At 57.2% G+C, this 20,525-nt stretch carries 24 protein-coding genes and 1 tRNA gene; 12 read left to right on the top strand and 13 right to left on the bottom strand.

Annotation, left to right across the window (positions count from 1 at the left end):
- Nucleotides 1-14: 14 nt before the first annotated feature.
- The 6 genes from FZX13_RS07955 to FZX13_RS07930 form a co-directional block, all read right to left on the bottom strand.
- Nucleotides 15-629: a 3-isopropylmalate dehydratase small subunit 2 gene (locus FZX13_RS07955; RefSeq protein WP_226398385.1), complete on the bottom strand. Its 615-nt coding sequence runs from the start codon at nucleotides 627-629 to the stop codon at nucleotides 15-17.
- Nucleotides 629-2,047 carry a 3-isopropylmalate dehydratase large subunit gene (leuC, locus tag FZX13_RS07950; protein ID WP_226409062.1) on the bottom strand — a complete coding sequence of 473 codons (1,419 nt, stop codon included), beginning with the start codon at nucleotides 2,045-2,047 and terminating at the stop codon, nucleotides 629-631. Before leuC ends, FZX13_RS07955 begins: the two co-directional genes overlap by 1 nt.
- 26 nt (nucleotides 2,048-2,073) lie before the next feature.
- On the bottom strand, nucleotides 2,074-3,333 hold the full coding sequence (locus tag FZX13_RS07945) for a competence/damage-inducible protein A (protein ID WP_226409131.1): 1,260 nt from the start codon (nucleotides 3,331-3,333) through the stop codon (nucleotides 2,074-2,076).
- On the bottom strand, nucleotides 3,326-4,468 hold the full coding sequence (locus FZX13_RS07940) for an MraY family glycosyltransferase (protein ID WP_226409060.1): 1,143 nt from the start codon (nucleotides 4,466-4,468) through the stop codon (nucleotides 3,326-3,328). The genes FZX13_RS07945 and FZX13_RS07940 overlap by 8 nt, the downstream gene beginning before the upstream one ends.
- Nucleotides 4,469-4,583: 115 nt before the next feature.
- Nucleotides 4,584-5,873 carry a serine hydroxymethyltransferase gene (gene glyA, locus FZX13_RS07935; protein WP_226409058.1) on the bottom strand — a complete coding sequence of 430 codons (1,290 nt, stop codon included), beginning with the start codon at nucleotides 5,871-5,873 and terminating at the stop codon, nucleotides 4,584-4,586.
- A 94-nt stretch (nucleotides 5,874-5,967) separates the two neighbouring features.
- Nucleotides 5,968-6,041 (bottom strand) — tRNA-Arg (locus FZX13_RS07930).
- A gap of 88 nt (nucleotides 6,042-6,129) precedes the next feature.
- Between FZX13_RS07930 and FZX13_RS07925 the strand changes: the two genes are divergently transcribed.
- Genes FZX13_RS07925 through FZX13_RS07915 form a run of 3 tightly spaced genes read left to right on the top strand, consistent with a single transcriptional unit; the run spans nucleotide 6,130 to nucleotide 6,996 of the window.
- A complete protein-coding gene (locus FZX13_RS07925; RefSeq protein ID WP_115024945.1) occupies nucleotides 6,130-6,375 on the top strand; it encodes a hypothetical protein in 246 nt (81 codons plus the stop codon).
- Nucleotides 6,376-6,414: 39 nt separating this feature from the next.
- Nucleotides 6,415-6,705, top strand: a complete 291-nt coding sequence (locus FZX13_RS07920) for a DUF3181 family protein (protein ID WP_115024944.1) — start codon at nucleotides 6,415-6,417, stop codon at nucleotides 6,703-6,705.
- 27 nt (nucleotides 6,706-6,732) lie between these two features.
- Nucleotides 6,733-6,996, top strand: coding sequence for a cytochrome-c oxidase (locus tag FZX13_RS07915; protein ID WP_115024943.1), 264 nt, complete (start codon nucleotides 6,733-6,735; stop codon nucleotides 6,994-6,996).
- Here the strand turns inward: FZX13_RS07915 and murJ are convergent.
- Nucleotides 6,983-8,590: a murein biosynthesis integral membrane protein MurJ gene (gene murJ, locus FZX13_RS07910; RefSeq protein ID WP_226409056.1), complete on the bottom strand. Its 1,608-nt coding sequence runs from the start codon at nucleotides 8,588-8,590 to the stop codon at nucleotides 6,983-6,985. The genes FZX13_RS07915 and murJ overlap by 14 nt on opposite strands.
- A gap of 68 nt (nucleotides 8,591-8,658) precedes the next feature.
- Between murJ and sfsA the strand changes: the two genes are divergently transcribed.
- The 4 genes from sfsA to FZX13_RS07890 all read left to right on the top strand — a co-directional run bounded on the left by sfsA (nucleotide 8,659) and on the right by FZX13_RS07890 (nucleotide 12,980).
- Nucleotides 8,659-9,423: a DNA/RNA nuclease SfsA gene (gene sfsA, locus FZX13_RS07905; RefSeq protein ID WP_226409054.1), complete on the top strand. Its 765-nt coding sequence runs from the start codon at nucleotides 8,659-8,661 to the stop codon at nucleotides 9,421-9,423.
- A gap of 104 nt (nucleotides 9,424-9,527) precedes the next feature.
- Entirely contained in the window at nucleotides 9,528-11,000 is a 1,473-nt protein-coding gene (locus FZX13_RS07900; RefSeq protein ID WP_115025056.1) for an ammonium transporter, read from the top strand.
- A gap of 110 nt (nucleotides 11,001-11,110) precedes the next feature.
- Complete coding sequence (locus FZX13_RS07895) at nucleotides 11,111-12,310, top strand: 4-hydroxy-3-methylbut-2-enyl diphosphate reductase (RefSeq protein WP_115024940.1); 1,200 nt, start codon at nucleotides 11,111-11,113, stop codon at nucleotides 12,308-12,310.
- Between the two features lie 61 nt (nucleotides 12,311-12,371).
- Nucleotides 12,372-12,980: a DUF1997 domain-containing protein gene (locus tag FZX13_RS07890; RefSeq protein WP_226409052.1), complete on the top strand. Its 609-nt coding sequence runs from the start codon at nucleotides 12,372-12,374 to the stop codon at nucleotides 12,978-12,980.
- Nucleotides 12,981-13,272: 292 nt separating this feature from the next.
- On the opposite strand, the gene FZX13_RS07885 is transcribed toward FZX13_RS07890, so the two are convergent.
- Nucleotides 13,273-13,476: a bifunctional hydroxymethylpyrimidine kinase/phosphomethylpyrimidine kinase gene (locus FZX13_RS07885; protein ID WP_226409129.1), complete on the bottom strand. Its 204-nt coding sequence runs from the start codon at nucleotides 13,474-13,476 to the stop codon at nucleotides 13,273-13,275.
- A gap of 359 nt (nucleotides 13,477-13,835) precedes the next feature.
- On the opposite strand from FZX13_RS07885, the gene FZX13_RS07880 reads away from it, so the two are divergent.
- From FZX13_RS07880 to fldA, 3 genes are all read left to right on the top strand, one after another.
- Nucleotides 13,836-14,159 carry a hypothetical protein gene (locus FZX13_RS07880; RefSeq protein WP_115024936.1) on the top strand — a complete coding sequence of 108 codons (324 nt, stop codon included), beginning with the start codon at nucleotides 13,836-13,838 and terminating at the stop codon, nucleotides 14,157-14,159.
- A gap of 294 nt (nucleotides 14,160-14,453) precedes the next feature.
- Entirely contained in the window at nucleotides 14,454-14,855 is a 402-nt protein-coding gene (locus FZX13_RS07875) for a hypothetical protein (RefSeq protein WP_226409050.1), read from the top strand.
- A 174-nt stretch (nucleotides 14,856-15,029) separates the two neighbouring features.
- Complete coding sequence (fldA, locus tag FZX13_RS07870) at nucleotides 15,030-15,548, top strand: flavodoxin FldA (RefSeq protein WP_115024934.1); 519 nt, start codon at nucleotides 15,030-15,032, stop codon at nucleotides 15,546-15,548.
- A gap of 90 nt (nucleotides 15,549-15,638) precedes the next feature.
- Here fldA and FZX13_RS07865 read toward each other — a convergent pair whose 3' ends face one another.
- On the bottom strand, nucleotides 15,639-15,833 hold the full coding sequence (locus FZX13_RS07865; RefSeq protein WP_136987757.1) for a hypothetical protein: 195 nt from the start codon (nucleotides 15,831-15,833) through the stop codon (nucleotides 15,639-15,641).
- A 349-nt stretch (nucleotides 15,834-16,182) separates the two neighbouring features.
- Between FZX13_RS07865 and FZX13_RS07860 the strand changes: the two genes are divergently transcribed.
- Nucleotides 16,183-16,419 (top strand): hypothetical protein, encoded by a 237-nt coding sequence (locus FZX13_RS07860; RefSeq protein ID WP_226409049.1) that lies wholly within the window; start codon nucleotides 16,183-16,185, stop codon nucleotides 16,417-16,419.
- A gap of 494 nt (nucleotides 16,420-16,913) precedes the next feature.
- Here FZX13_RS07860 and FZX13_RS07855 read toward each other — a convergent pair whose 3' ends face one another.
- The 3 genes from FZX13_RS07855 to purH all read right to left on the bottom strand — a co-directional run bounded on the left by FZX13_RS07855 (nucleotide 16,914) and on the right by purH (nucleotide 19,299).
- Entirely contained in the window at nucleotides 16,914-17,123 is a 210-nt protein-coding gene (locus FZX13_RS07855; RefSeq protein WP_226409047.1) for a hypothetical protein, read from the bottom strand.
- 98 nt (nucleotides 17,124-17,221) lie between these two features.
- Nucleotides 17,222-17,680, bottom strand: a complete 459-nt coding sequence (locus tag FZX13_RS07850) for a DUF4079 domain-containing protein (protein ID WP_226409045.1) — start codon at nucleotides 17,678-17,680, stop codon at nucleotides 17,222-17,224.
- A gap of 56 nt (nucleotides 17,681-17,736) precedes the next feature.
- The gene (gene purH, locus FZX13_RS07845) at nucleotides 17,737-19,299 is read right to left on the bottom strand and encodes a bifunctional phosphoribosylaminoimidazolecarboxamide formyltransferase/IMP cyclohydrolase (RefSeq protein ID WP_226409043.1); all 1,563 of its coding nucleotides are present in this window, start codon (nucleotides 19,297-19,299) and stop codon (nucleotides 17,737-17,739) included.
- Between the two features lie 56 nt (nucleotides 19,300-19,355).
- On the opposite strand from purH, the gene FZX13_RS07840 reads away from it, so the two are divergent.
- A complete protein-coding gene (locus FZX13_RS07840; protein WP_115024931.1) occupies nucleotides 19,356-19,928 on the top strand; it encodes an alpha/beta hydrolase in 573 nt (190 codons plus the stop codon).
- On the opposite strand, the gene FZX13_RS07835 is transcribed toward FZX13_RS07840, so the two are convergent.
- Nucleotides 19,929-20,297: a DUF3155 domain-containing protein gene (locus FZX13_RS07835; protein WP_115024930.1), complete on the bottom strand. Its 369-nt coding sequence runs from the start codon at nucleotides 20,295-20,297 to the stop codon at nucleotides 19,929-19,931.
- Nucleotides 20,298-20,525 lie beyond the last annotated feature (228 nt).

The raw sequence follows: 20,525 nt of genomic DNA, 5'->3' as shown, positions 1-20,525 counted from the left end.
GTCGCGCTTGACCGTCAATTGGCGGCGAATTGGTTGATGTACGGCAGTGATTGCATCAACGCTGCGACCTGAGGACCATGGTCCAGAAGCTGGGACGTGGCATCCCAGCGACCGCTGCGCAGCATGTCCAAAGGGCCGGCATCGATCGACACAGGCCAGCTGGACTCCGCCGACGTCAATTGCAAACCAGCAAGGTCCAGCTGCCACGAGCCACCTGGTTCACGAGACACCTGCGCCTGAATCGCCTTGATCTCATCCGGCGCAGCCGTTGCACAGGGAATGCCCAGAGCGAGGCAGTTGCCATAGAAAATCTCGGCAAAACTGACACCGACCACTGCACGGATTCCCCAGCGCATCAACGCCTGGGGTGCATGCTCACGGCTGGAACCGCAGCCGAAATTGCCATTCACCACCAGGATCGAGGCACCCTGATAACGGGCCTGATCAAAGGGATGCTCGCCGGAGAGTTCCAGACGGTCATCAGCAAACACCTGGTCGCCCAGCGCCTCGAAACTGACGCATTTAAGAAAGCGTGCCGGAATAATCCGATCCGTATCGATGTCTTCGCCTGGCACGGCAATGGCCGTTCCACTCACATGCTGAACAGGACCAGTCGGGAAGAGAGCCATCACGATGCTGACGGAGAAATCAAAGTACGGACATCAGTCACACGACCATTCACGGCAGCAGCGGCCACCATCGCTGGACTCATCAACAAAGTCCGCCCACTGGCCGATCCCTGCCGACCCTTGAAATTTCGATTGCTGGAGCTGGCGCTGATTTGGCGTCCCTCCAACCGGTCAGGATTCATGGCCAGACACATCGAACAACCAGGTTCCCGCCACTCGAAACCTGCGGCACGGAAAACCACATCCAGCCCTTCCGCTTCAGCGGCTTTTGCCACCTGCTCCGAGCCGGGAACCACAAACGCCTTGATGCCCTCAGCCACCTGGCGCCCACGGGCCACATCGGCAGCGGCACGGAGATCGCTGAGACGACCATTGGTGCAGCTGCCGATGAAACAGACATCCACAGGGACTCCAGCAATGGCCGTTCCTGGCTGGAGATCCATATAGCGGTAGGCCTCCTCCGCGATCGGACGCTCCCCTGAATCCAGCTGATCGAGGCTGGGAACCGTTTCATCGATCCCCAATCCCTGGCCGGGAGTGATGCCCCAGGTCACCGTGGGTGGAATCGCAGCCGCATCGAAGACCACCTCATCGTCGACCGTTGCATCGGGGTCGGTGGACAGGGAGCTCCACCAGGAGACAGCGCGGGTCCAGGCATCACCCTCCGGGGCATGGGGACGACCTTTCAGATAGTCAAAGGTGATCTGGTCAGGATTGACGTAACCGCAACGGGCTCCACCCTCGATCGCCATGTTGCAGAGGGTCATCCGCTCTTCCATAGACAGCGCCTCGATCGCAGGCCCTGCGAACTCATAGGCGTAACCAACGCCGCCTTTCACGCCAAGGCGGCGAATCACATGAAGGATCAGATCCTTGGCAGACACCCCCTCCGACAGGAGGCCATTCACCTGAATTCGGCGCACCTTGAGCTTGTTCATGGCCAGGCTCTGGCTGGCAAGCACATCGCGGACCTGACTGGTCCCGATTCCGAAGGCGATCGCCCCGAAGGCGCCATGGGTGGAGGTGTGGGAGTCACCGCAAGCCACCGTCATCCCCGGCTGGGTCAGACCGAGCTCCGGGGCAATCACATGAACGATGCCCTGCCTTCCGCTGCCGATGTTGTTGAGAGGAATGCCGTACTCCTGACAGTTCCGCTCCAAGGTGCTGAGCATCTCCTCCGCCAACGGGTCGGCGAACGGACGTTGCTGGGAGGTGGTCGGCACAATGTGATCCACCGTGGCGACAGTACGCTCGGGACAACGCACCGTCAGGCCCTTGTCCTTCAGAGCCGAGAACGCCTGGGGACTGGTGACCTCATGGATGAGATGAAGACCGACAAACAATTGGGTGGATCCGCCGGGAAGCTCCGCCACCCGATGCAGATCCCACACCTTGTCGTAGAGGGTGCCGGAACTCAACTGTTCAGCCGCAGTAACCGTCGACCCTAAACCTGAGCGAGCAAGCGCAGACGAAGACGGTCTAAGCCGCGGATCACGCTCAACCTCTGAATAGCCGCCCGGCCACGGCGCTCACCGAAGCGGTGCACCCAAGCCTCACAACCATGGGGGCCGGCCAAGGCAAGGTGCACCAAGCCCACAGGCTTCTCGGCGCTTCCACCTCCAGGCCCGGCAATTCCACTCACCGCAATCGCCCAGTCACAATTCAGGCGCTCCCTGGCTCCCCGGGCCATCGCTTCGACCACTGGCTGCGAGACAGCACCGTGGGTCATGAGCAAATCCGTCGACACCCCAAGCAGGCCCTGTTTCACCGCATTGCTGTAGGCGATGACGCCACCCTGAAAAACCGATGAAGAGCCTGCAACAGCCGTGAGAGCCGCCGCCAGTGCGCCTCCGGTGCAGGATTCAGCCACCGCCAGAGACTGATCCTGTTGCTTGAGCAGGCTGATCACCACCGACGCCAGGCTGTCCTCATCCACGCCGTAGCAGTGGTCCCCTGTGCGGCGCCGCAGCTCCGCTTCAAGCGGCACCAGCATCTGAACTGCAGCATCGGCACTCGGGGCACAGGCTGTGAGCCGTAATTTCACGTCTCCAAGGGAGGCATAGGGCGCCACCGTTGGATTGGTGGAGGCCAACAGATCAGCAACGCGCTCGGCCAGATCGGATTCACCAATGCCGCTGAAGCGAAGTTGACGGCTAACAAATATCCCGGTGGCACCACCATGCGCTTGGAGCCACGGGACGGCCGTCTCCGTCCACATTGCCTGCATCTCCGAGGGCACCCCCGGAAAGGTGAGGATGGTGAAATCCGGTCGCGGCGACCAGATCATCCCGGGAGCCGAGCCCTTTGGATTGGGAAGAACCTCAGCCCCCCGGGGGAGAAAAGCCTGGCTGCGATTGCTGGGAGCCACCGGCCGGCCTCCCGCTGATAACTTCCGCTGGATCTCCAGCCAGAGCTCTGGACGTTCCTCCAGAGGAGTCTCGAAGGCAGCAGCCAGGGCATCTGTGGTGAGGTCATCCGGCGTGGGGCCCAAACCGCCTGTCGTCACCAGAACCCTGCAACGCTGCGAAGCCTCACGCACGGCGGAAACCAAGCGGTCTTTGTTGTCGCCGACGACCGTCTGGCGGTAATGCGGCAACCCCAAACCAGCCAACTGTTCAGCGATCCATCGGGCATTGCCATTAAGGATGTCGCCCAACAGCAACTCCGTGCCCACACACAGAACTTCAACGCCCGATTCAGCCACGCGGCTTGCCAAGGGCAGCAGGGTCGACGGGTGTGGCACGCGGCGTGGTGCTCATCAGGGCCCGCTCGTGTTGCAGCTGACGACGACTAATCACGACCGTAGCCACCAGGATGGCTGTTGCGAGAGCCAGCCAGAGGAAGCGCATCTCAGCGTTGGCAACTACCAGGGCAAGGGCTGCGAGCCACTGGGTGAAGACGTAGATCAACAGAACCGTGCGCCGATGACTGAACCCGGCGCGAAGCAAACGGTGATGGAGGTGACGGCGGTCGGGATAGAAGGGAGAGCGGCCTTCCCGCAGCCGGCCCATGATCACGGCCGACATGTCGGCCAGCGGCAACGAGAGAATCAGGAGCGGCAGCAGCAAGCTGACGGTTGTGAGCCCCTTGGCGGGTCCCACGATGCTGACGGCAGCGAGGGTGAACCCGAGGAAGTAGGAACCCCCATCGCCCATGAAAATCCGGGCTGGGTTGAAGTTATGTCGCAAGAAACCAAGGCAGCAGCCAGCCAGTGCAGCGGCCAGGAATCCAGCGGCCACCTGATGAAGCGAAAAGCTGACGGACACCAGTCCGACAGCAGCAATGCCAGCAACCCCAGCGGCGAGGCCATCAAGGCCATCCAACCAGTTGATGGCATTGGTAATCCCTACCAGCCAAACAACGGTTGCCAGAAGGCTGAGGCCGTCCGGCAAGGCAATCGGACCTGCGGAAGCGGTGAGCCAGGGGAGATCGATTGCTCCAATCCGAACGCCCTGGCTCCAAACCGCACAAGCCACGGCGACCTGCCCAGCCAGTCGAGGCCACGGGGAAAGGGCGAAGAGGTCATCCGCCAAGCCGATCAGAAAAAAGCAGAGTGAACCGGCCAGGGTGCTCCAAATCAGTTGATCCCTTGCCGGAGCCAGCAGTCCGAAGCCCCCCATCGACCAAACCGCCGCCAAGGCCAGACAAAAACCCAGCACCATGGCAACCCCCCCAAGTCTCACCATGGGGGTGATGTGCTGCTTGCGCTCATCGGGCTGATCGGTCCACCCGAAGCGAAGACCCAGCCGTAGCACCCGGGGCACCAGCACCGTGGTGATCACCGCGGCCAGAAGAAAACTGACCGAGGCAACCGCAATAGGGCTGGCCAAGAGATTCACAAAAGCTCCGGGAAAGAGACGGTCCCCCGGTCAGAAGGAGTAATCCCAATCCTAAAGAGCTTGCAACCCGCACAGCAAAACCCACCCAAGCTGCTTCGAGTGGAAGGGCCGAACCTCACGCCAGAACAGGCTGCTTGCTGTCGGCGTAGAGGGGGAAGCGCTCACAGAGAGCAGCCACACGGTCCAGGCAACGCTGCCGAATCGCGTCATCCTCGGGATTCAGAAGACGGTCGGCAATCACATCAGCGACCTCGCGGAAGGCTTGAACATCAAAACCGCGCGTGGTCAGTGCAGCAGTTCCCAGCCGCAGGCCACTGGTGACGAAGGGTGATTCGGGGTCAAAGGGAACCGTGTTCTTGTTGGCCGTGATGTGCACATCACTCACCAGCAGATCAGCCACTTTTCCTGTCATCGAAATGCACCGCAGATCAAGCAGCACCACATGATTATCGGTGCCACCACTGACGACATCGACGCCGCGGGCAATCAGCTGTTCGGCGAGGGCCGCCGCATTGGCGACCACCTGCTGGCTGTAAGCCTTGAACGAAGGCTGCAACGCTTCACCAAAAGCCACAGCCTTGGCCGCGATCACGTGCTCTAAAGGGCCGCCCTGACTGCCGGGGAAAACGGCCTTATCGAATTTTTTGGCGAAATCAGCATCGCGGCACAAAATCAAACCACCACGGGGGCCGCGAAGGGTTTTGTGGGTGGTGGTGGTCACCACATCGCAGTGAGGCACGGGACTGGGGTGGACGCCAGCAGCCACGAGGCCGGCGATGTGGGCCATATCGGCCAGCAGATAGGCACCAACTTCATCCGCGATGGCACGGAACGCAGCGAAGTCAATCGTTCGCGGATAGGCGGAATAGCCACAAACAATCAGCTTGGGCTTGTGCTCCAGAGCAAGCTGCCGAATCGCCTCCATATCCAGGCGTTGGGTCTCCTTATCGACGCCGTATTGAACGACGTTGAACCACTTGCCACTGACGTTGACCGGAGAGCCATGGGTCAGATGACCGCCATGGGACAGGTCGAGCCCCATGATCGTGTCCCCGGGCTGCAGCAGGGCCAGAAAAACGGCGAAGTTGGCTTGGGCACCGCTGTGGGGCTGCACATTGGCCCATGCAGCCCCGAACAACTGCTTGGCCCGCTCGATGGCCAACTCCTCAATGGCATCAACGTGCTCACAACCGCCGTAATACCGCTTGCTGGGCAGACCCTCGGCGTACTTGTTGGTCAGGACAGAACCCTGAGCCTGCATCACCGCGCGGGACGCGAAGTTCTCCGATGCGATCAGCTCAAGGTGGGTTTCCTGACGCTGCTGTTCCCGGTTGATGAACGCAGCAATATCCGGATCCGATTGAGCCAGATCAGCGTCGATGGCGCGTCCAGAAGCCTGGCCCATGAAATGTCAGTAAAGCTTTGACCAATCGTAAGAAACCACAGCGATCAGGCCGAGCGATCAACCAAAAAAAAACTGCCCATGGGGGCAGTTGAAACGCGCCTGGAGAGATTCGAACTCCCGACCCTCTGATCCGTAGTCAGATGCTCTAATCCGCTGAGCTACAAGCGCTGGCGTGGGACTATCAGACCCCATCGAGGGTCCGCTCGTCAACCGGGCCCCGGCCGCGCCAGGATTCAGGTGTTTCTGAGCCCGAGCAATGCCGATCCGCTGGTATGGCCCCGCTAACCCTGAGGATCCGACCTACCGGCATTTCGAGCGCATCGTGAACCTATGCCTTCACGGCGGCATCTTCGCCGCGGTGAACAGCGGCAGTTGGTTCCTGCAAGAGATGCGCCATCCCTTTCCTCCGGGAAGCTTGACCTGGGTCACCGGACTCTGGGCAACCTTGTGGCTGGGCCAGTTGATATGGGTAATTCTTCAGCGACCCAAGCCAGAGGAATAACGCCAGCATGGAGGAATCCCCCTCGCTCCTCCTGGGCTGATGTCCCTTTCCGCCAGCGATCTGCAGGACCTTCAAAGCGCTTTAGCTGATCGCCTTTACGTTCAAATCAGCGGCTGGCATCTTTACCTCGGCGATGCCGAGCTGGCCTCCGCCCTCGCGATCGAATGCAGTGCTCGCGTCAATCAAGGAGCTGAAGTTGCTGCTCGGCAGGCGCTTGATGCCGTGAAGGTTCCGCTGGCAGGAGGCGCTAGTCAGCTCCCCCTCGCCAAACTCATTCCCCCCAGCCAGCTCCGTGATCTCGAAGAGATCCTTGAGCCTTACTGCGGATAAGGTTGCAGTCCATCCGCCGCGGTTGGTGTGCTGATTATTGAAGTCACCAACTCGAGAGACGTCGTTCGCCAGCGCATCGGCCGACTGGGTGAACGGCTGATTGGACGGGTGGTCGATGCAGAGGCCCAGGTCGAAAAGGCCCTGATTCAGGAACTGGAAACCGCCTTCAAGGAGTTCGGGATCGAAGCACGGATCGTTTCTGTTCAAGGACCACAGCTCGTGGGTCGCGAACAGTTGGAACTTCCCATCCAGGTGCGTGAAGAGCGTGATATTCGTCTCAGCGAGACCTGAATCGACCCACCAAAAGCTGCGTGATCTCACGCACCTCCGCCACCTTGAATTGAGCACCGATCAAGGCAAACAACAGCAGACCCAGCAGGCCAGGTGCAGACACCTTCAGGAGCAGGCCCACGACTCCTGAAGGCCAGCTCACCACGGCCAACAGAATCCCGGCGGCGCCTGCGGCCAGCACACCAGCGATGGCCAGCCGCAAAAGATCAAGCCCCCAGCGCCGCAATGGGAGGCCTGAGATCCGTTGCTGCAAAGCAACCAGCAAGGCAAGACAGGTGAGCAGGTTGATGGCGACCGTGGCAAGCACTAACCCGGGCGCTCCGAAATTGAACGGCGACTGATTCCCCCAAGGGGTCGGGCCACCCACCAACAGCCAATCAAAAACCACGTTCAGACCGATCCCCGCCAGCGAGAGCCGAAAGGGCGTCGTCCCATCGCCGAGGGCATAAAAGACACGCACCAGCACATCCCGACCGAGGTAGGCCGGCATGCCAAGGCCGTAGGCCATCAGCAAACCCGTCACCAGCTGAGCCGCTGTCGCATCGAAGGCTCCACGCTCGTAGATCAGGGCGACGATGGGACCACCCAAGGCGATGAACAAACCGCCGAGAGGAATCATCGATGCGGTGGAAAGCATGAGCCCCTGCCGGATCCGTTCGATCAGCTGCGGTCGATCGGCCGGCGCCGTGAGCCTGGCGAAGGTGGGCAGCAAGGGCACCAGGAGTGCATTCGAGATCAGGCCCAGCGGCGTTTGCACCAGCAAATTGGCGTACCCCAGACCTGCAGCCGCACCGACGATTCCAGAGGCGAAAAACAGATCCGTGAACACATTGATCTGAAGCATTCCGGACGACAGCGTCGCGGGCCCCATCACACGCCAGACCTCTCGCACGCCGGGATGCCGCCAGTCCCAGACCAATTGGAACCGAGCCAACCCCTGCTGGATCAAAGCCGGCAGCTGGATCAACCACTGCAATAAAGCCCCCACCAACGTGGCGAATGCCAACACCACACCCCCGGTCATGGCGGCGGACGGCAAGGCAATGTCAGCACCGAGCTGCCACCACAGAAGTCCCACACCCAGGATCAAGGCCCCGCTGGACATCAGCGGTGAAATCGCCGGAATCCAGAATTCATCTGCGGCGTTGAGGGAACCGAAGCCGAGCCCAATCAGTCCGGCCAGCAGCGCCATCGGTGCCATGACCTGCAGCTGAACCCTGGCGATGGCGTGAAGATCGGGTGCCAGACCCGGCCCCACCAGGGTGATCAGGGGATCCGCCGCCAGCACCAGAACGATCGTGACCAGCAAAAGAAGAGCGCTGACGCTGGTGTTGAGAGCAGCAAGGATGTGAGCCCCTTCAGCCCGGGGGCGCCGGCTGAGAACACTCACCATGGCGCTGTGGAAAGGGCCGTTGATCCCCCCGAGGAGGATCAGAAGAAATCCAGGCAGCACATAGGCGTAGTTGTATGCGTCATAGGCAGCACCAACCCCAAAGGCCGCTGCGATCACCAGCTGCCGGATGAGGCCACCCACCTTGCTCAGCAGGGTGCCAAGGGTCACCACCAATGCGATCCCCTTGAGTGAACGCGCCATTCCGCCCCCAGCACTGGGCGCATTGTGAATGCATCGCACGAGACCATGGGCAGATCTCGGCTGCTGCCATGACTGGCCTTCCCTCTCCGGGCAATGCCCTGCTGCGTTTTGAACCCCTGACGGAGGGCGTGCTGCTGAAGCGCTACAAACGCTTTCTCGCCGATGTGGAACTGAGCAGTGGTGAAACCGTCACGGCCCATTGCGCCAACACCGGTCCAATGACGGGGGTCTTGATCCCTGGCCAACGGGTGCGTCTCCGCCACGCACCCTCTCCAAAACGCAAGCTGGCCTGGACCTGGGAACAAGCCGAAGTTCCAGGTGCAGAGGGCAAACCCTGCTGGGTCGGCATTAACACCGCCCTCCCCAACCGCTTGATTCGGGCCACGATCGAAGCGGGGTGTCTGGACACTCAACTCGGTGCGATTGCGGGAATCCGCGGAGAGGTGGCCTACGGAACAAACAAGCGCAGCCGGATTGACCTCCTCCTGACCCCGGCAGAACAGAACCCCGATCAACGACTGATCTACCTCGAGGTGAAGAACACAACCTGGACCGACGGCAGAACCGCACTATTCCCTGACACGGTGACCGAGCGGGGCCAAAAGCATCTGATCGAGCTCATGGGTGTGCTTCCGGAAGCTCGCGCGGTGCTCGTGCCCTGCCTCAGCCGCCCAGATGTGAACGAGTTTGCTCCCGGCGACAGTGCTGATCCGCGCTACGGAGAACTGTTTCGCCAATCCACCGGCAGCGGCGTGGAAGTTCTGCCGTGCTGTTTCAGCTTTGCCGCCGACGCGGTGCATTGGCAGGGAGTGCGCCCAGTTAGACCAGTTTGAATTTTGGTAGCAGATCGAACATGGCGGGTGCCAGTCCCCAGGCAGGTTGGTTTGGTTCGTCTGGGAACATTCCAGACGTGTCTCGCAGCTCTGCAACCTCGTTCATGACAACTGCATTCCACGCGCCTCCAGAACGGCGACGCAAAACACTCCAAGAGGCCAGCCTCCTGGAAGGCCCGATGCTGCTTCTCAAGAGCATCCGGGGCTTCAGCTCCAACCGCGCCATGACCTGGCTCGCCTGTGCGCCCTTGGCGCTTATGGGGCTGGGCATCTTCACGCTGTCTGCCAAAGCCGAAGAGCTACCTGAACTCTCCGCAGCTTTTCTGGCCAACAACCTCTGGCTTCTGGTCGCCACCATCCTGGTGATCTTCATGAACGCCGGCTTCGCCATGGTTGAAGCAGGCATGTGTCGGCAAAAGAATGCCGTCAATATCCTTGCCAAGAACCTGTTCGTGTTCGCCCTCGCGGTGACCGCCTACTGGTTCGTGGGCTACTCCTTTATGTATGGCGATGCCGCGATCGACGGCTGGCTGTACTTCGCAGGATTCTTCTTCGATCCAACCGTCACCGCTGAGACCATCAGCGATGCCGGCCTGGTCCCCACCGTTGATTTCCTGTTCCAGGCAGCCTTCGCCGGAACAGCTGCAACGATCGTTTCCGGCCTTGTGGCGGAGCGCATCAAGTTTGGTGAGTTCGTGATCTTCGCGCTCGTCCTCACTGCCTTCATTTATCCGGTTGCTGGCAGCTGGGAGTGGAACGGTGGCTGGCTCAACAGCGTGGGCAATGTCGAATTCATTGACTTCGCTGGCTCCTCGATTGTGCACTCCGTTGGTGCCTGGGCCGGCCTGGTCGGCGCCCTGCTGCTTGGACCCCGCATCGGCAAATACGTCGATGGAAAGGTGCAGGCCATCCCTGGCCACAACATGTCCATCGCCACCCTCGGCGCTCTGATCCTCTGGATCGGCTGGTATGGCTTCAACCCCGGTTCCCAGCTGGCCATGGACCAGTGGGTTCCCTATGTGGCCGTCACGACCACCCTCGGCGCTGCCGGCGGTGCCATCGGTGCCACGGTGATCTCCACGATCACCTCTAAAAAGCCTGACCTGACCATGATCATCAACGGCATCTTGGCCGGCCTGGTGAGCGTGACCGCTGGTTGCGGCAACCTGACCCTGGCGGGCTCATGGGTGGCAGGTCTGGTGGGAGGCATCATCGTCGTCTTCTCCGTCGCTGCACTCGATGCCGCAGGCATTGATGATCCGGTGGGAGCCTTCTCCGTTCACGGTGTGTGCGGTGTGTGGGGCACGCTCGTGATTGGCCTCTGGGGCTATGACATCCAGGGCGACGGCTCACCTCTCGGCCTGCTTGTTGGCGGTGGTGTTGAGCAGCTCGGCATCCAGGCCCTGGGTACCGCTGCCTACGCCATCTGGACTGTGGTCACCTGCTACATCGCTTGGCAGATCATCGGTGCCCTCTTCGGTGGTATCCGCGTCACCGAACAGGAGGAGACCGAAGGGCTGGACATCGGCGAACACGGCATGGAGGCCTACGCCGGTTTCTCCACCATCAACAACTGATTCCGTTTAGGCACAGTTATTGATCTCAAGCCCGGCCGATCGGCCGGGCTTTTTTGCTGCCTGGATCGCAGCTTCAGGCCACATAGAGTTACCCCACACCGGCGCACCCCATGGACACCCACGCCTTCAAGCGCTCCCTCCATCATTCCGAGCGTTACAACCGGAGAGGCTTCGGGCGTGCCGAGGAAGTGGCAGAAAGCCTCGAACAGGCCTACCAGAGCGGTCTGATCGGCACAATTCGGGACAACGGCTATCGACTTGAACACGGTCGGCTCGACGTTCGACTGGCCGAAGCATTCGGTTTCTGCTGGGGCGTCGAACGTGCCGTGGCAATGGCCTACGAGACCCGCAGGCACTACCCAAGCGAGCGTCTCTGGATCACGAACGAGATCATTCACAACCCCTCTGTGAACGATCATCTGAGAGAGATGAATGTCCAATTCATTCCCGTTGAACAAGGGGTGAAGGATTTCTCCGGTGTCACCTCCGGTGATGTGGTGATCCTTCCGGCCTTTGGCGCCACCGTTCAGGAAATGCAGTTGCTGAATGAGCGGGGCTGTCACATCGTTGACACCACCTGTCCCTGGGTCTCCAAGGTGTGGAACACCGTGGAGAAACACAAAAAGCACACCTTCACCTCGATCATTCACGGCAAGGTGAAGCACGAGGAGACACTCGCCACGAGCTCATTTGCCGGTACCTATCTGGTGGTGCTGGATCTGGAAGAAGCCCAGTACGTCGCCAATTACATCCTCGGCAACGGAAATCGCGATGCCTTCATCGAACGCTTTGCCAAAGCGTGCTCCCCTGGTTTCGATCCCGACAGAGACCTCGAACGCCTGGGTGTGGCCAACCAGACCACGATGCTCAAGAGCGAAACGGAGGAAATCGGACGCCTGTTCGAGCGCACGATGTTGAGCAAATACGGCCCCACCCAGCTCAACGATCACTTCCTGGCCTTCAACACCATCTGCGACGCAACCCAGGAGCGTCAGGACGCCATGTTCTCCCTGGTGGATGAACCGTTGGACCTGATGGTGGTAATCGGTGGCTTCAACTCGTCGAACACCACCCACCTGCAGGAAATCGCCATCAGCCGAGGCATCCGCTCCTTCCACATCGACACGCCCGAGCGCATTGACGTCGGCAGCAATTCGATTGAGCACAAACCCCTTTCCGCCGAGCTCTGTCGTGAAGGCGATTTCCTTCCTGAAGGACCCGTCAAGGTGGGAATCACCTCCGGTGCCTCAACCCCAGACCGGGCTGTGGAAGAGGTGATCGAAAAACTGATGCAATTGAGCGAAAACTGAATCGCAAGGAGCTTTACATTGGTTCATCTTTAATCCGCCCATCGTCGGCAGCTCCCTATCCGTGACTGTCTTGTCGCCCACTGAAACCGACAATCAGCTTCATGGTGCCGACCCCCAGGTGCGCTGCTACAGCAGCCACTTCGAGGATTCGATGCAGATGCTGGCTCCCCAAGCAGTCGTGGCGCGCTACCTGGATGACCACCAAAGCTGGTTTCAGCGTTGCGCTAGTCCAATGCAGGTCGAGGCCATCGACCTGCAGTCCTACAGCCTGACCCTGGGGCGGTTCGGAAACTTCGGCTTCGAAGTGGAGCCAACGATTGCTCTGAGACTGCTGCCGCAACAGGAAGGGATTTACCGGATCGAAACACTGCGCACGGTGCCGCAGACCCTCGCACTGCGAAATCACTATGACGTCGACTTCCGCGCTGGGATGCGACTGATCCCTGAACAAGAGCAGACCTCAGTGCAGTGGGACCTTGATCTCAAGGTCTGGATCCGGCTACCCAAAGTGATTTCGATGTTGCCGGATCAGTTGGTCCAGAGCAGCGGTGACCATCTGCTGAAACAGATCGTTCGACAGATTTCGCGTCGGCTGACATGGAAGGTCCAAGAAGATTTCCATGCCAGCCATGGTCTGAGCTGCCCACCCCGTCAACGGGCAGCCTTTTAAAGCAGCAGGGATGGGGCTTAGCTCACTTGCTCACAAGTTCGCTCCTGCACCCACACATCCAAGTTCCTGCCCACAGGCAACCGCTTGGAGCAATGCTTGCCTGACATAGACCTTGGGCTAGATCACGGCATCTGCGAGTGGTAGACCGAGGACGAGAGCAGCCATGACTGCAGTACCGAGAGTTCATCCCGTCCCCTTGTGGGAGTGGGTGGCGTCATTGCAAGCTGCGATCGCTAGACGCCAGGACCCTCACCAGCTTCCACAATCGCCGATGAGTGCAACATCCCAAATTTCAAGAGAGGGATAACGAGATCCGAAAAACAGCCTCATTCTGCTGACCAACCGAATAACAACTGAAGGGTTCAACATGCGTGACAACAAGACTGTTTTGAGCCGTGACACACGTGATCACAGACGCAGCATGGAGATCGAAGCGCTGAAAGGTTTTGAGGTCCACCTGATGAGCGGCACCTCCAGCCGAATCACTGCCTCCAATCGTCAGCTCCGATCAGCAGCTCCCCGAGCTTTCCATCATTGATCGACCGGCGACGAATCAAGCATCAAATAATTCTTCAAGTTGGCCATGAAATCATGGATCTCCACCCGTTCTCGCTCTTGCGAACTTGTAAGAACAACACTCCATGGCAACGGAAGATCGATGCCAGTAGCAATCTTCAACCAATGCATCCGTTCGATTTGATCGTCTATATGGCACAAATAACTACTCATCTTGGCAACAAATTTTTGAGATTAGGAATAATTTACCCAGGCCCCATTGCACAATCCTGATCAGGGAAACAAGAGAATCTGCCAGTATCAGGCAACGGTTTAAATTCGTCCATTCACGTCCTGAGAATGTCCAACTGGAGCGAGCAACTGCAGAGCATCGGCTTCGAAAAGACAAAGAAGGCCGATGGCAGCGTGAGCCACTGCTACGAAGCCGCCCATCGCCGCAGCTCCTTCTGGACCCAGATCACGGTGAAGCAAGTCGGTCGCCCCAATCCAGACTCATGGCAGGTGACCTATGCACGTTCTGAGATACAAATCGGCCTCTGGAAAATCCACAAGGTGGTTAAGACCATGGAGGTTGTTGTGCACACAAATTACAGCTCAATGCTTGGCGACATCCAGGAAAAAATGCGCCGCAAGCCAGATTTTTTAGATAAAATCAGCAACTGATCCAGCGCCCGAGCAACGCCCAAGACAGCGACGGGAAGTTGCATCTAAACGGGAATCACTCAGACAACATGGATACAAAGCCAGAACAATGAGACAATTTTTTGTGATGCGAACATAGAAAGCAATAGTTTTAAATAAATCAGCAAACCGAGCATGCATGATCAACCTGGCTCCACTTTGGTATTGGCTCTGCCATTTCACAGCATGGACACGGGCCTCTAAAGAGCTATAGCATTTGTATATTATTGAACTCGTCACTTCCGAGGCGGTTTCAACCTTGGGCATCAAACCTGCATGATCAAGCGTCCCCTCCTGGATGTTGAGTTTTTCGAGCTTGCACTCAACGATGCTGGCCTGGATCCATGCGAGCTTGAGATCATTGAACACATCCGCTACATCGGCATCTTCGATGAGCTTTCATTGAGGAAATCCCTTGCACTGCCTGCCAAGCCTCCAGCTCTTTACAAGCTGAACAAAGCCTGTGAAAAAATTGCTGCCCAGCTACCAGAACAGGCTCAGGAAATGATGGATTGGTCTGCCAGTCAGAGCCCGGATCAGATCAGCTGGAGAGGCAATCTGGTGTGCAGCATCGGCTTCAACGCTGACGGAGAACGACTCGAACCCGAATCAGGCACAGCTCTCTACCATACATTTGTTGTTCATAAAGAGCTGTTCAACGGACTTGGCACCGCCTGACCAGTTGCTTTAAATAGATCACTGATATCCCAGTAATGAACACGTATTGACTTCTTGAGCAGGACATCGACTGAAAAGCAGATTCATTCGTAGATTGCACAACATCATCGCGTCAAAAAAGTACTTTGGCTGGGCCTAAAAGCACTTATGATAATAAATCATAAGTAATGGCTCATGCGTTTCACTATCGTTTACGCATCAGCGACTGGCCACACAGAAGACATCGCAGAAAGGTTGAATATATTGCTACCAGGTTCAGAATTAAAAGATCTTGATAGAATTGATTTTACAAAAGAATTAGAGGAATCTGAGGCATTAATTTGCTGCACACCCACCTGGAATACCGGCTCTGATGTCAAAAGATCTGGCACAACTTGGGACGACCACATTGACAATATTCCTCACTTAAAACTTAAAAATAAACCCATTGGCATTGTAGGCTTAGGCGATTCAGCGGCTTTCAGCAAATACTTCTGCGATGCCATGGAAGAACTATACAGATCCTTTGAATCCGCAGGAGGTCGAATGATTGGCCATGTATCGATTGAGCAATATATTTTTGATGAGTCCAAAAGTGTTATCGACGGGATGTTCTGTGGACTCCCCATCGACGAAGACAATGAATCAGAAAAAACCGATGATCGCCTGCAAGCCTGGTCAAAAGCAATTATTCAAGAGGTCACCTCACGATAATCTTGAGAAAAAGTTGAACGCATTAGCATATTCAGCCAAGGCAAAATGATGATTTATTAGCGCACCAATGAGTTAAAATTTTTCTATACTCTATTTAGCTTTAGATTTCATAAAATCAACGGGCAATCCACCGCATATCGAAACAATTATTGGCGTCATTACCATGGCAACGACCAGCAATCCGATCGGCTGAGCGGTTGACTCGTGAATAGCTAAAACCAGAACACCAAAACACATTAAAACATATATAGCCAAGAAAAATCCGGGTTTCAGCAAGCCTTTCATCGAATCCATTCGCTTCACTTACAATGACAAACATCATTAAAAGTTCCCTAAATTAGCCCCTTGACTCTTACACCTATGCCAAAAAGTCGAGAAGGATTACTGAATGGGGAACAAGCTGAATTTTAAGCCAAAAGCCAAGATGCTTGATTTACTTTTTACATCTCAAGGTGCCACTATGATCGAAACAAATGAGGCAAGAAGGCGTTGATTCAAGTATTATGCTTCGAGCAAGTCAATCATTTTGTATCACTCAGATTTAACGTAATTTAATAAATTAGCTTACAGCGTATGGTCAATTATGGATGGATTTAATCGGAACAAAAACTAAGTTAATGAGGATATATTATTGATGATGGTTGAGCCTAATTGGGATTATTTTGTCCATGCACCTCTGAGTCAAGGTGTTATCCGCTTTGAAACCAAAACTGAACGCGCTCTTCACGCGAAGGTTGTTGCCTCAGAAGCTAATTGGATGGAATACCAAAGCAGTGAGCGCCTTATCATTTGGCTTCAAGCACGACAAGATTTAGAAGCTTTTCAGCAAGGATTTAGAACCAATCAAACAAATGAGGAAATTCAAAAATGATCGCAATTTAATGCTAGAAGTTGTGGTTCATGCCACGACTAAAGCCATCATCAATCAGCACCACGAAATTACTGCTGATCAAAAATTCATGCAAAACCTTACATGCATGATCTGCAGAAAGCTAATTAAATAACTATATTCGCCTAAGCCAGCAATGCTATCGGCAATAGTTTATCCAATTAACTCACAATCAATTAGAGACAGAGCGGAAGATCTTTTTGAACAATCCAAAAGTCAAGTTTGGTACATCACTCTCGGAACAGGGAAGTAAGGTATAAAAAATTTTTTTACATATGCATCAAGATTACACCGCAATCGCGCTGCTTCTTTTTACGGCAATCCCGCTGGCAGTTGTTGCGGCAACTGCATTCTTTTACATCACAAATAACGACCGTAAAACACCACTCAAAAGAGAAGACTTTCATCGTTAATCGAAAGATCGCAGCACAATTACCTTCAACAATTACGTTTAAGATCAAGCCGGAAGCCGCTTATCAGAGAAACAGCAGCAGCGTGTTCAGGAAAATATGAAGCTTATGCGCAATCACATTGCCCCACTTCATGAGCTGTGGGAGTGATACAACAATGGCAAGAATCCCTGTCAAGGCCAACTCGACCAGCAGGATGCTGTCCGCGACGATATGGCGCTGGGGAAACTTTTTCAGCGCGACATTTTTAGCCTTGATCCCAGATACATAGTCCAAGTATCGAGTGCACTCCAGCCTGATTCATTCAGGTGGATTTCCATACCACCCACGGGTGAGCTGCCCACCCGGTCAGTGGGCAGCCTTCTGAAGGATCTTCAGCGGTTGGTCCAGATCTTGTTGACGATCTCCATTCCGCTAAAGGCCTGCCAGAGGAACAGCGTCAGCATGCCCATGTTCAGTCCCACATGAGCCTTGCGCGCAATCAGATTGCCCCGTTGCATGAGGGGTGAGAGCGACGCGGCAACAGCGATCATCCCTGTCATGGCCAGACCCACCAACAGATGCGGTCCAACGAACAATTTGCCGTTGTTCAGATAGGTCACAGCCATGCCACCCAGCGTGCCGAGGGTCATCACCGCTAAGAGGATGCTGCCCCAGAGGTAATGGCGCTGGGCAAACTTTTTCGGCGCGAGATTCTTACGCTGCTCTGGCGTACCAGTGCGCGTTTTTTTGGCCTTGATCCCCAGGTAAAGGGCCCAACCACCCACGGCAAGCAAGCTCCACTCCATCAGTGGGTGAGCGAAATTGAGGCTGAAGGGAAGGGTGGCGAGCATCGGCGCGGAGCGTCAGTCTCGCGAGGCTAGGGGGCCGACGCCCCCCACCACCAGGGTTAATGAAGGAAATGACGGCGGCCCGTGAGCTGCATCGCCAGACCGAGCTCATCACAAGCCTTGATCGAATCGCCATCGCGCATGCTCCCGCCGGGATGGATCACGGCGGTGATGCCATGGCTGGCGGCCAGACGCACCGTGTCGTCAAAGGGGAAGAAACCATCACTGGCCAGCACCGCCCCCTGGGCCTGATCACCCGCAGCCTCCAAGGCAATCCGGGCCGATCCCACCCGATTCATCTGGCCAGCACCCACGCCGAGACTCTGGCCATCCCGAGCTACCACGATGGCGTTGGAGCGAACGTGACGCACCAAGCGCCACGCAAATTCCAAATCCAGCTTTTCTTGGGGTGTAGGCGGACGCTGGCTGGGCACAGTCCAGTCTGCCGGCGTGATCGCCTGGTCATCCAAATCCTGAACCAGGAGCCCGCCAAGAATGCTTCTCACATGATCGGGACCAGCTGCGTCGATGGCCTGAGGAGACAGCTCCAAAAGCCGCAGATTCGCCTTGGCCGCAAGCACCTCCCGCGCTTCGGCCGTAAATCCTGGTGCCACCACACATTCCAGGAAAAGACTGGTAATTTCACGGGCCGCCGTGGCTTCCACAACACCATTCATGGCAATGATGCCGCCGAAAGCACTAACCCGGTCAGCATCCAGAGCCCGGGTCAATGCGGCAGGCAACGTTGACCCGATCGCCACACCACAAGGATTGGTGTGCTTGACGACGACGGCCGCCGGTTGCAAAGCCGGTGCGTCACCATCGGCTCCGTAGCCAAACTCACGCACGGTGGCGAGAGCAGCCTCCAGATCCAAAAGGTTATTGGTGCTCAGCTCCTTGCCCTGCAGCTGAATCGCACCGCCCCAACCCTGCTTGGAATGACTGAACCAGCGCGCTTTTTGGTGAGGATTTTCCCCATACCGCAGGGTCTGGCGCAGAGGGGCAGCTTCCAGCCAGGGGCTGTCTTCCACTGAGCTTTGCTCGAGCATCCAGCGGCTGATTGCAGTGTCGTAAGACGCGGTGTGCTGGAACGCTTCAAGGGCCAATTGGCGACGCAGATCCGAAGGCACACTCCCGCCGGACTCCGCCATGGCGGTCAACAAACGATCGTATTGATCAGGGCTTGTGAGGACGGCCACATCGGCATGGTTCTTGGCAGCCGCCCGCACCATGGCGGGGCCACCGATGTCGATGTTCTCGATAGCCTGGTGCCAACTGACATCCGGCCGGGCGACCGTTTCTCGGAAGGGGTAAAGGTTGACCACCACCACATCGATGGGGGCGATGTTCTGCTGTTCAAGATCAGCCGTATGGGCTGCATCACCCCGCTTGGCCAGTATTCCGCCGTGCACCCTTGGGTGCAGTGTTTTCACACGACCGCCAAGAATTTCTGGAGCCCCGGTGTGATCCGCCACACGGGTGACCGGAAGGCCCGCCTGCTCCAGCACCTTGGCTGTGCCTCCACTGGAGAGCAACTGATAGCCATGGGTCCGATGCAGGGCCTCCGCCAGAGGCACCAGCCCGGACTTATCGGAAACACTCAACAGAGCGACAGGAGCCATCGAAGGGTCGTGACTGGGTCGTGAGCCAACCTACGCAGCAGTGATGTTGATGCCCGATGGATGGCCGGCTGGTGCTCCTCCACGGCTGGGGAGCCAATGGAGATGATCTGAAACCTCTGGGCGATCGCCTGGCCTGTGAAACCTCCAAGGAGCTTGATGTGGTGTGCCTGGAGGCCCCTGAACTCCACCCAGACCAACCGGGGGGACGTCAGTGGTACGGCTTGTTCCCCGCCCAGTGGAGCGCCGTGCCCACGGCCGTTGACCGCCTGAAGGCTCAATTGCAAGACCTGAGCAAGTCAGGCCTTGGCCTGGAACAAACGGTGGTGTTCGGCTTTTCCCAGGGGGGAGCCATGGCTCTGGACTGCAGCTGCTCCCTGCCTGTGGCAGGGGTCATCAGCTGCAGCGGCTACCCGCATCCCAACTGGGCTCCACCCGAGCAGCATCCCCCCGTTTTACTGATGCATGGTTCTGAAGATCCCGTGGTGCCTTTCCAGGCCATGCAAGCAATCGGCTCGCAATTGCAATCAGATCGATGCCAGACCCTGCCATTCAAAAACGGCCACACCATCCCTGATGAGATGGTGCAGCCAATCGTGCTGTTTATCGAGCGTGTTCTGAAGAGCGCCTGATCAAACGAAGGCGTACTCGTACTCCTCCATTTCCTCCCAATCATCAGCGCCAAGCTCAAGGCCTTCAAAGAGCTTGTCTTCGCCAATGGAATCAACGATGGTGCGCAACGACGGGAAGAGGAAATGATTCTCTTCGGCGTATTGCGCACTAAACAAGCCCTTCTCACCCCAGAAGAAGCGATCGGTGGTGTGCTCATTCCGGCGCACGTTCAGCAGCGCTGGAGATACCAAACCAGCCTCAGCGATGTACCGACGCGCGGCGGTGACGGGCTTGTACTCACCGGTTTCAAGGTGATGGGTTGGCACATGCGCCAAGACCCGCTGACCTGCCAGACGACGGCGACTGATGCGCTTGCGCTTCTTGGACATGGAAGGGCTCCGGTACGAAAGGAAGAACGGGGTGAATCGTCAGAACAGACGAAATCCGTTTCGGCGAAATGACCATCACCACGGAATCGTCAATAGCGGTCGGCGCAAAAACGCCAGACGCAAGGGACCGCGTCGAGGCAATTGCGGACGCACCACAATTGCCAGCAGAACACCAACACCCAAGCGGGGATCAGCTGAGGACACTTCAACCTCTGCTGTAGCTTTGGT

Origin of the sequence: Synechococcus sp. MU1625 (assembly GCF_020514205.1) — a bacterium.
Lineage (GTDB): Bacteria > Cyanobacteriota > Cyanobacteriia > PCC-6307 > Cyanobiaceae > Parasynechococcus.
This window is presented reverse-complemented; position numbering and strand designations above follow the sequence as displayed.

What these genes read in the sequence shown, in the direction of transcription:
- FZX13_RS07880 (WP_115024936.1), top strand. Translation starts at nt 13,836, where the DNA reads ATGTCCAACTGGAGCGAGCAACTGCAGAGCATCGGCTTCGAAAAGACA.
- FZX13_RS07920 (WP_115024944.1), top strand. Translation starts at nt 6,415, where the DNA reads ATGTCCCTTTCCGCCAGCGATCTGCAGGACCTTCAAAGCGCTTTAGCT.
- FZX13_RS07955 (WP_226398385.1), bottom strand. Translation starts at nt 629, where the DNA reads ATGGCTCTCTTCCCGACTGGTCCTGTTCAGCATGTGAGTGGAACGGCC.
- FZX13_RS07875 (WP_226409050.1), top strand. Translation starts at nt 14,454, where the DNA reads ATGATCAAGCGTCCCCTCCTGGATGTTGAGTTTTTCGAGCTTGCACTC.
- FZX13_RS07835 (WP_115024930.1), bottom strand. Translation starts at nt 20,297, where the DNA reads ATGTCCAAGAAGCGCAAGCGCATCAGTCGCCGTCGTCTGGCAGGTCAG.
- sfsA (WP_226409054.1), top strand. Translation starts at nt 8,659, where the DNA reads ATGACTGGCCTTCCCTCTCCGGGCAATGCCCTGCTGCGTTTTGAACCC.
- murJ (WP_226409056.1), bottom strand. Translation starts at nt 8,590, where the DNA reads ATGGCGCGTTCACTCAAGGGGATCGCATTGGTGGTGACCCTTGGCACC.
- glyA (WP_226409058.1), bottom strand. Translation starts at nt 5,873, where the DNA reads ATGGGCCAGGCTTCTGGACGCGCCATCGACGCTGATCTGGCTCAATCG.
- fldA (WP_115024934.1), top strand. Translation starts at nt 15,030, where the DNA reads ATGCGTTTCACTATCGTTTACGCATCAGCGACTGGCCACACAGAAGAC.
- FZX13_RS07900 (WP_115025056.1), top strand. Translation starts at nt 9,528, where the DNA reads ATGACAACTGCATTCCACGCGCCTCCAGAACGGCGACGCAAAACACTC.
- FZX13_RS07925 (WP_115024945.1), top strand. Translation starts at nt 6,130, where the DNA reads ATGCCGATCCGCTGGTATGGCCCCGCTAACCCTGAGGATCCGACCTAC.
- FZX13_RS07865 (WP_136987757.1), bottom strand. Translation starts at nt 15,833, where the DNA reads ATGAAAGGCTTGCTGAAACCCGGATTTTTCTTGGCTATATATGTTTTA.
- FZX13_RS07840 (WP_115024931.1), top strand. Translation starts at nt 19,356, where the DNA reads ATGGATGGCCGGCTGGTGCTCCTCCACGGCTGGGGAGCCAATGGAGAT.
- FZX13_RS07860 (WP_226409049.1), top strand. Translation starts at nt 16,183, where the DNA reads ATGATGGTTGAGCCTAATTGGGATTATTTTGTCCATGCACCTCTGAGT.
- FZX13_RS07850 (WP_226409045.1), bottom strand. Translation starts at nt 17,680, where the DNA reads ATGCTCGCCACCCTTCCCTTCAGCCTCAATTTCGCTCACCCACTGATG.
- FZX13_RS07895 (WP_115024940.1), top strand. Translation starts at nt 11,111, where the DNA reads ATGGACACCCACGCCTTCAAGCGCTCCCTCCATCATTCCGAGCGTTAC.
- purH (WP_226409043.1), bottom strand. Translation starts at nt 19,299, where the DNA reads ATGGCTCCTGTCGCTCTGTTGAGTGTTTCCGATAAGTCCGGGCTGGTG.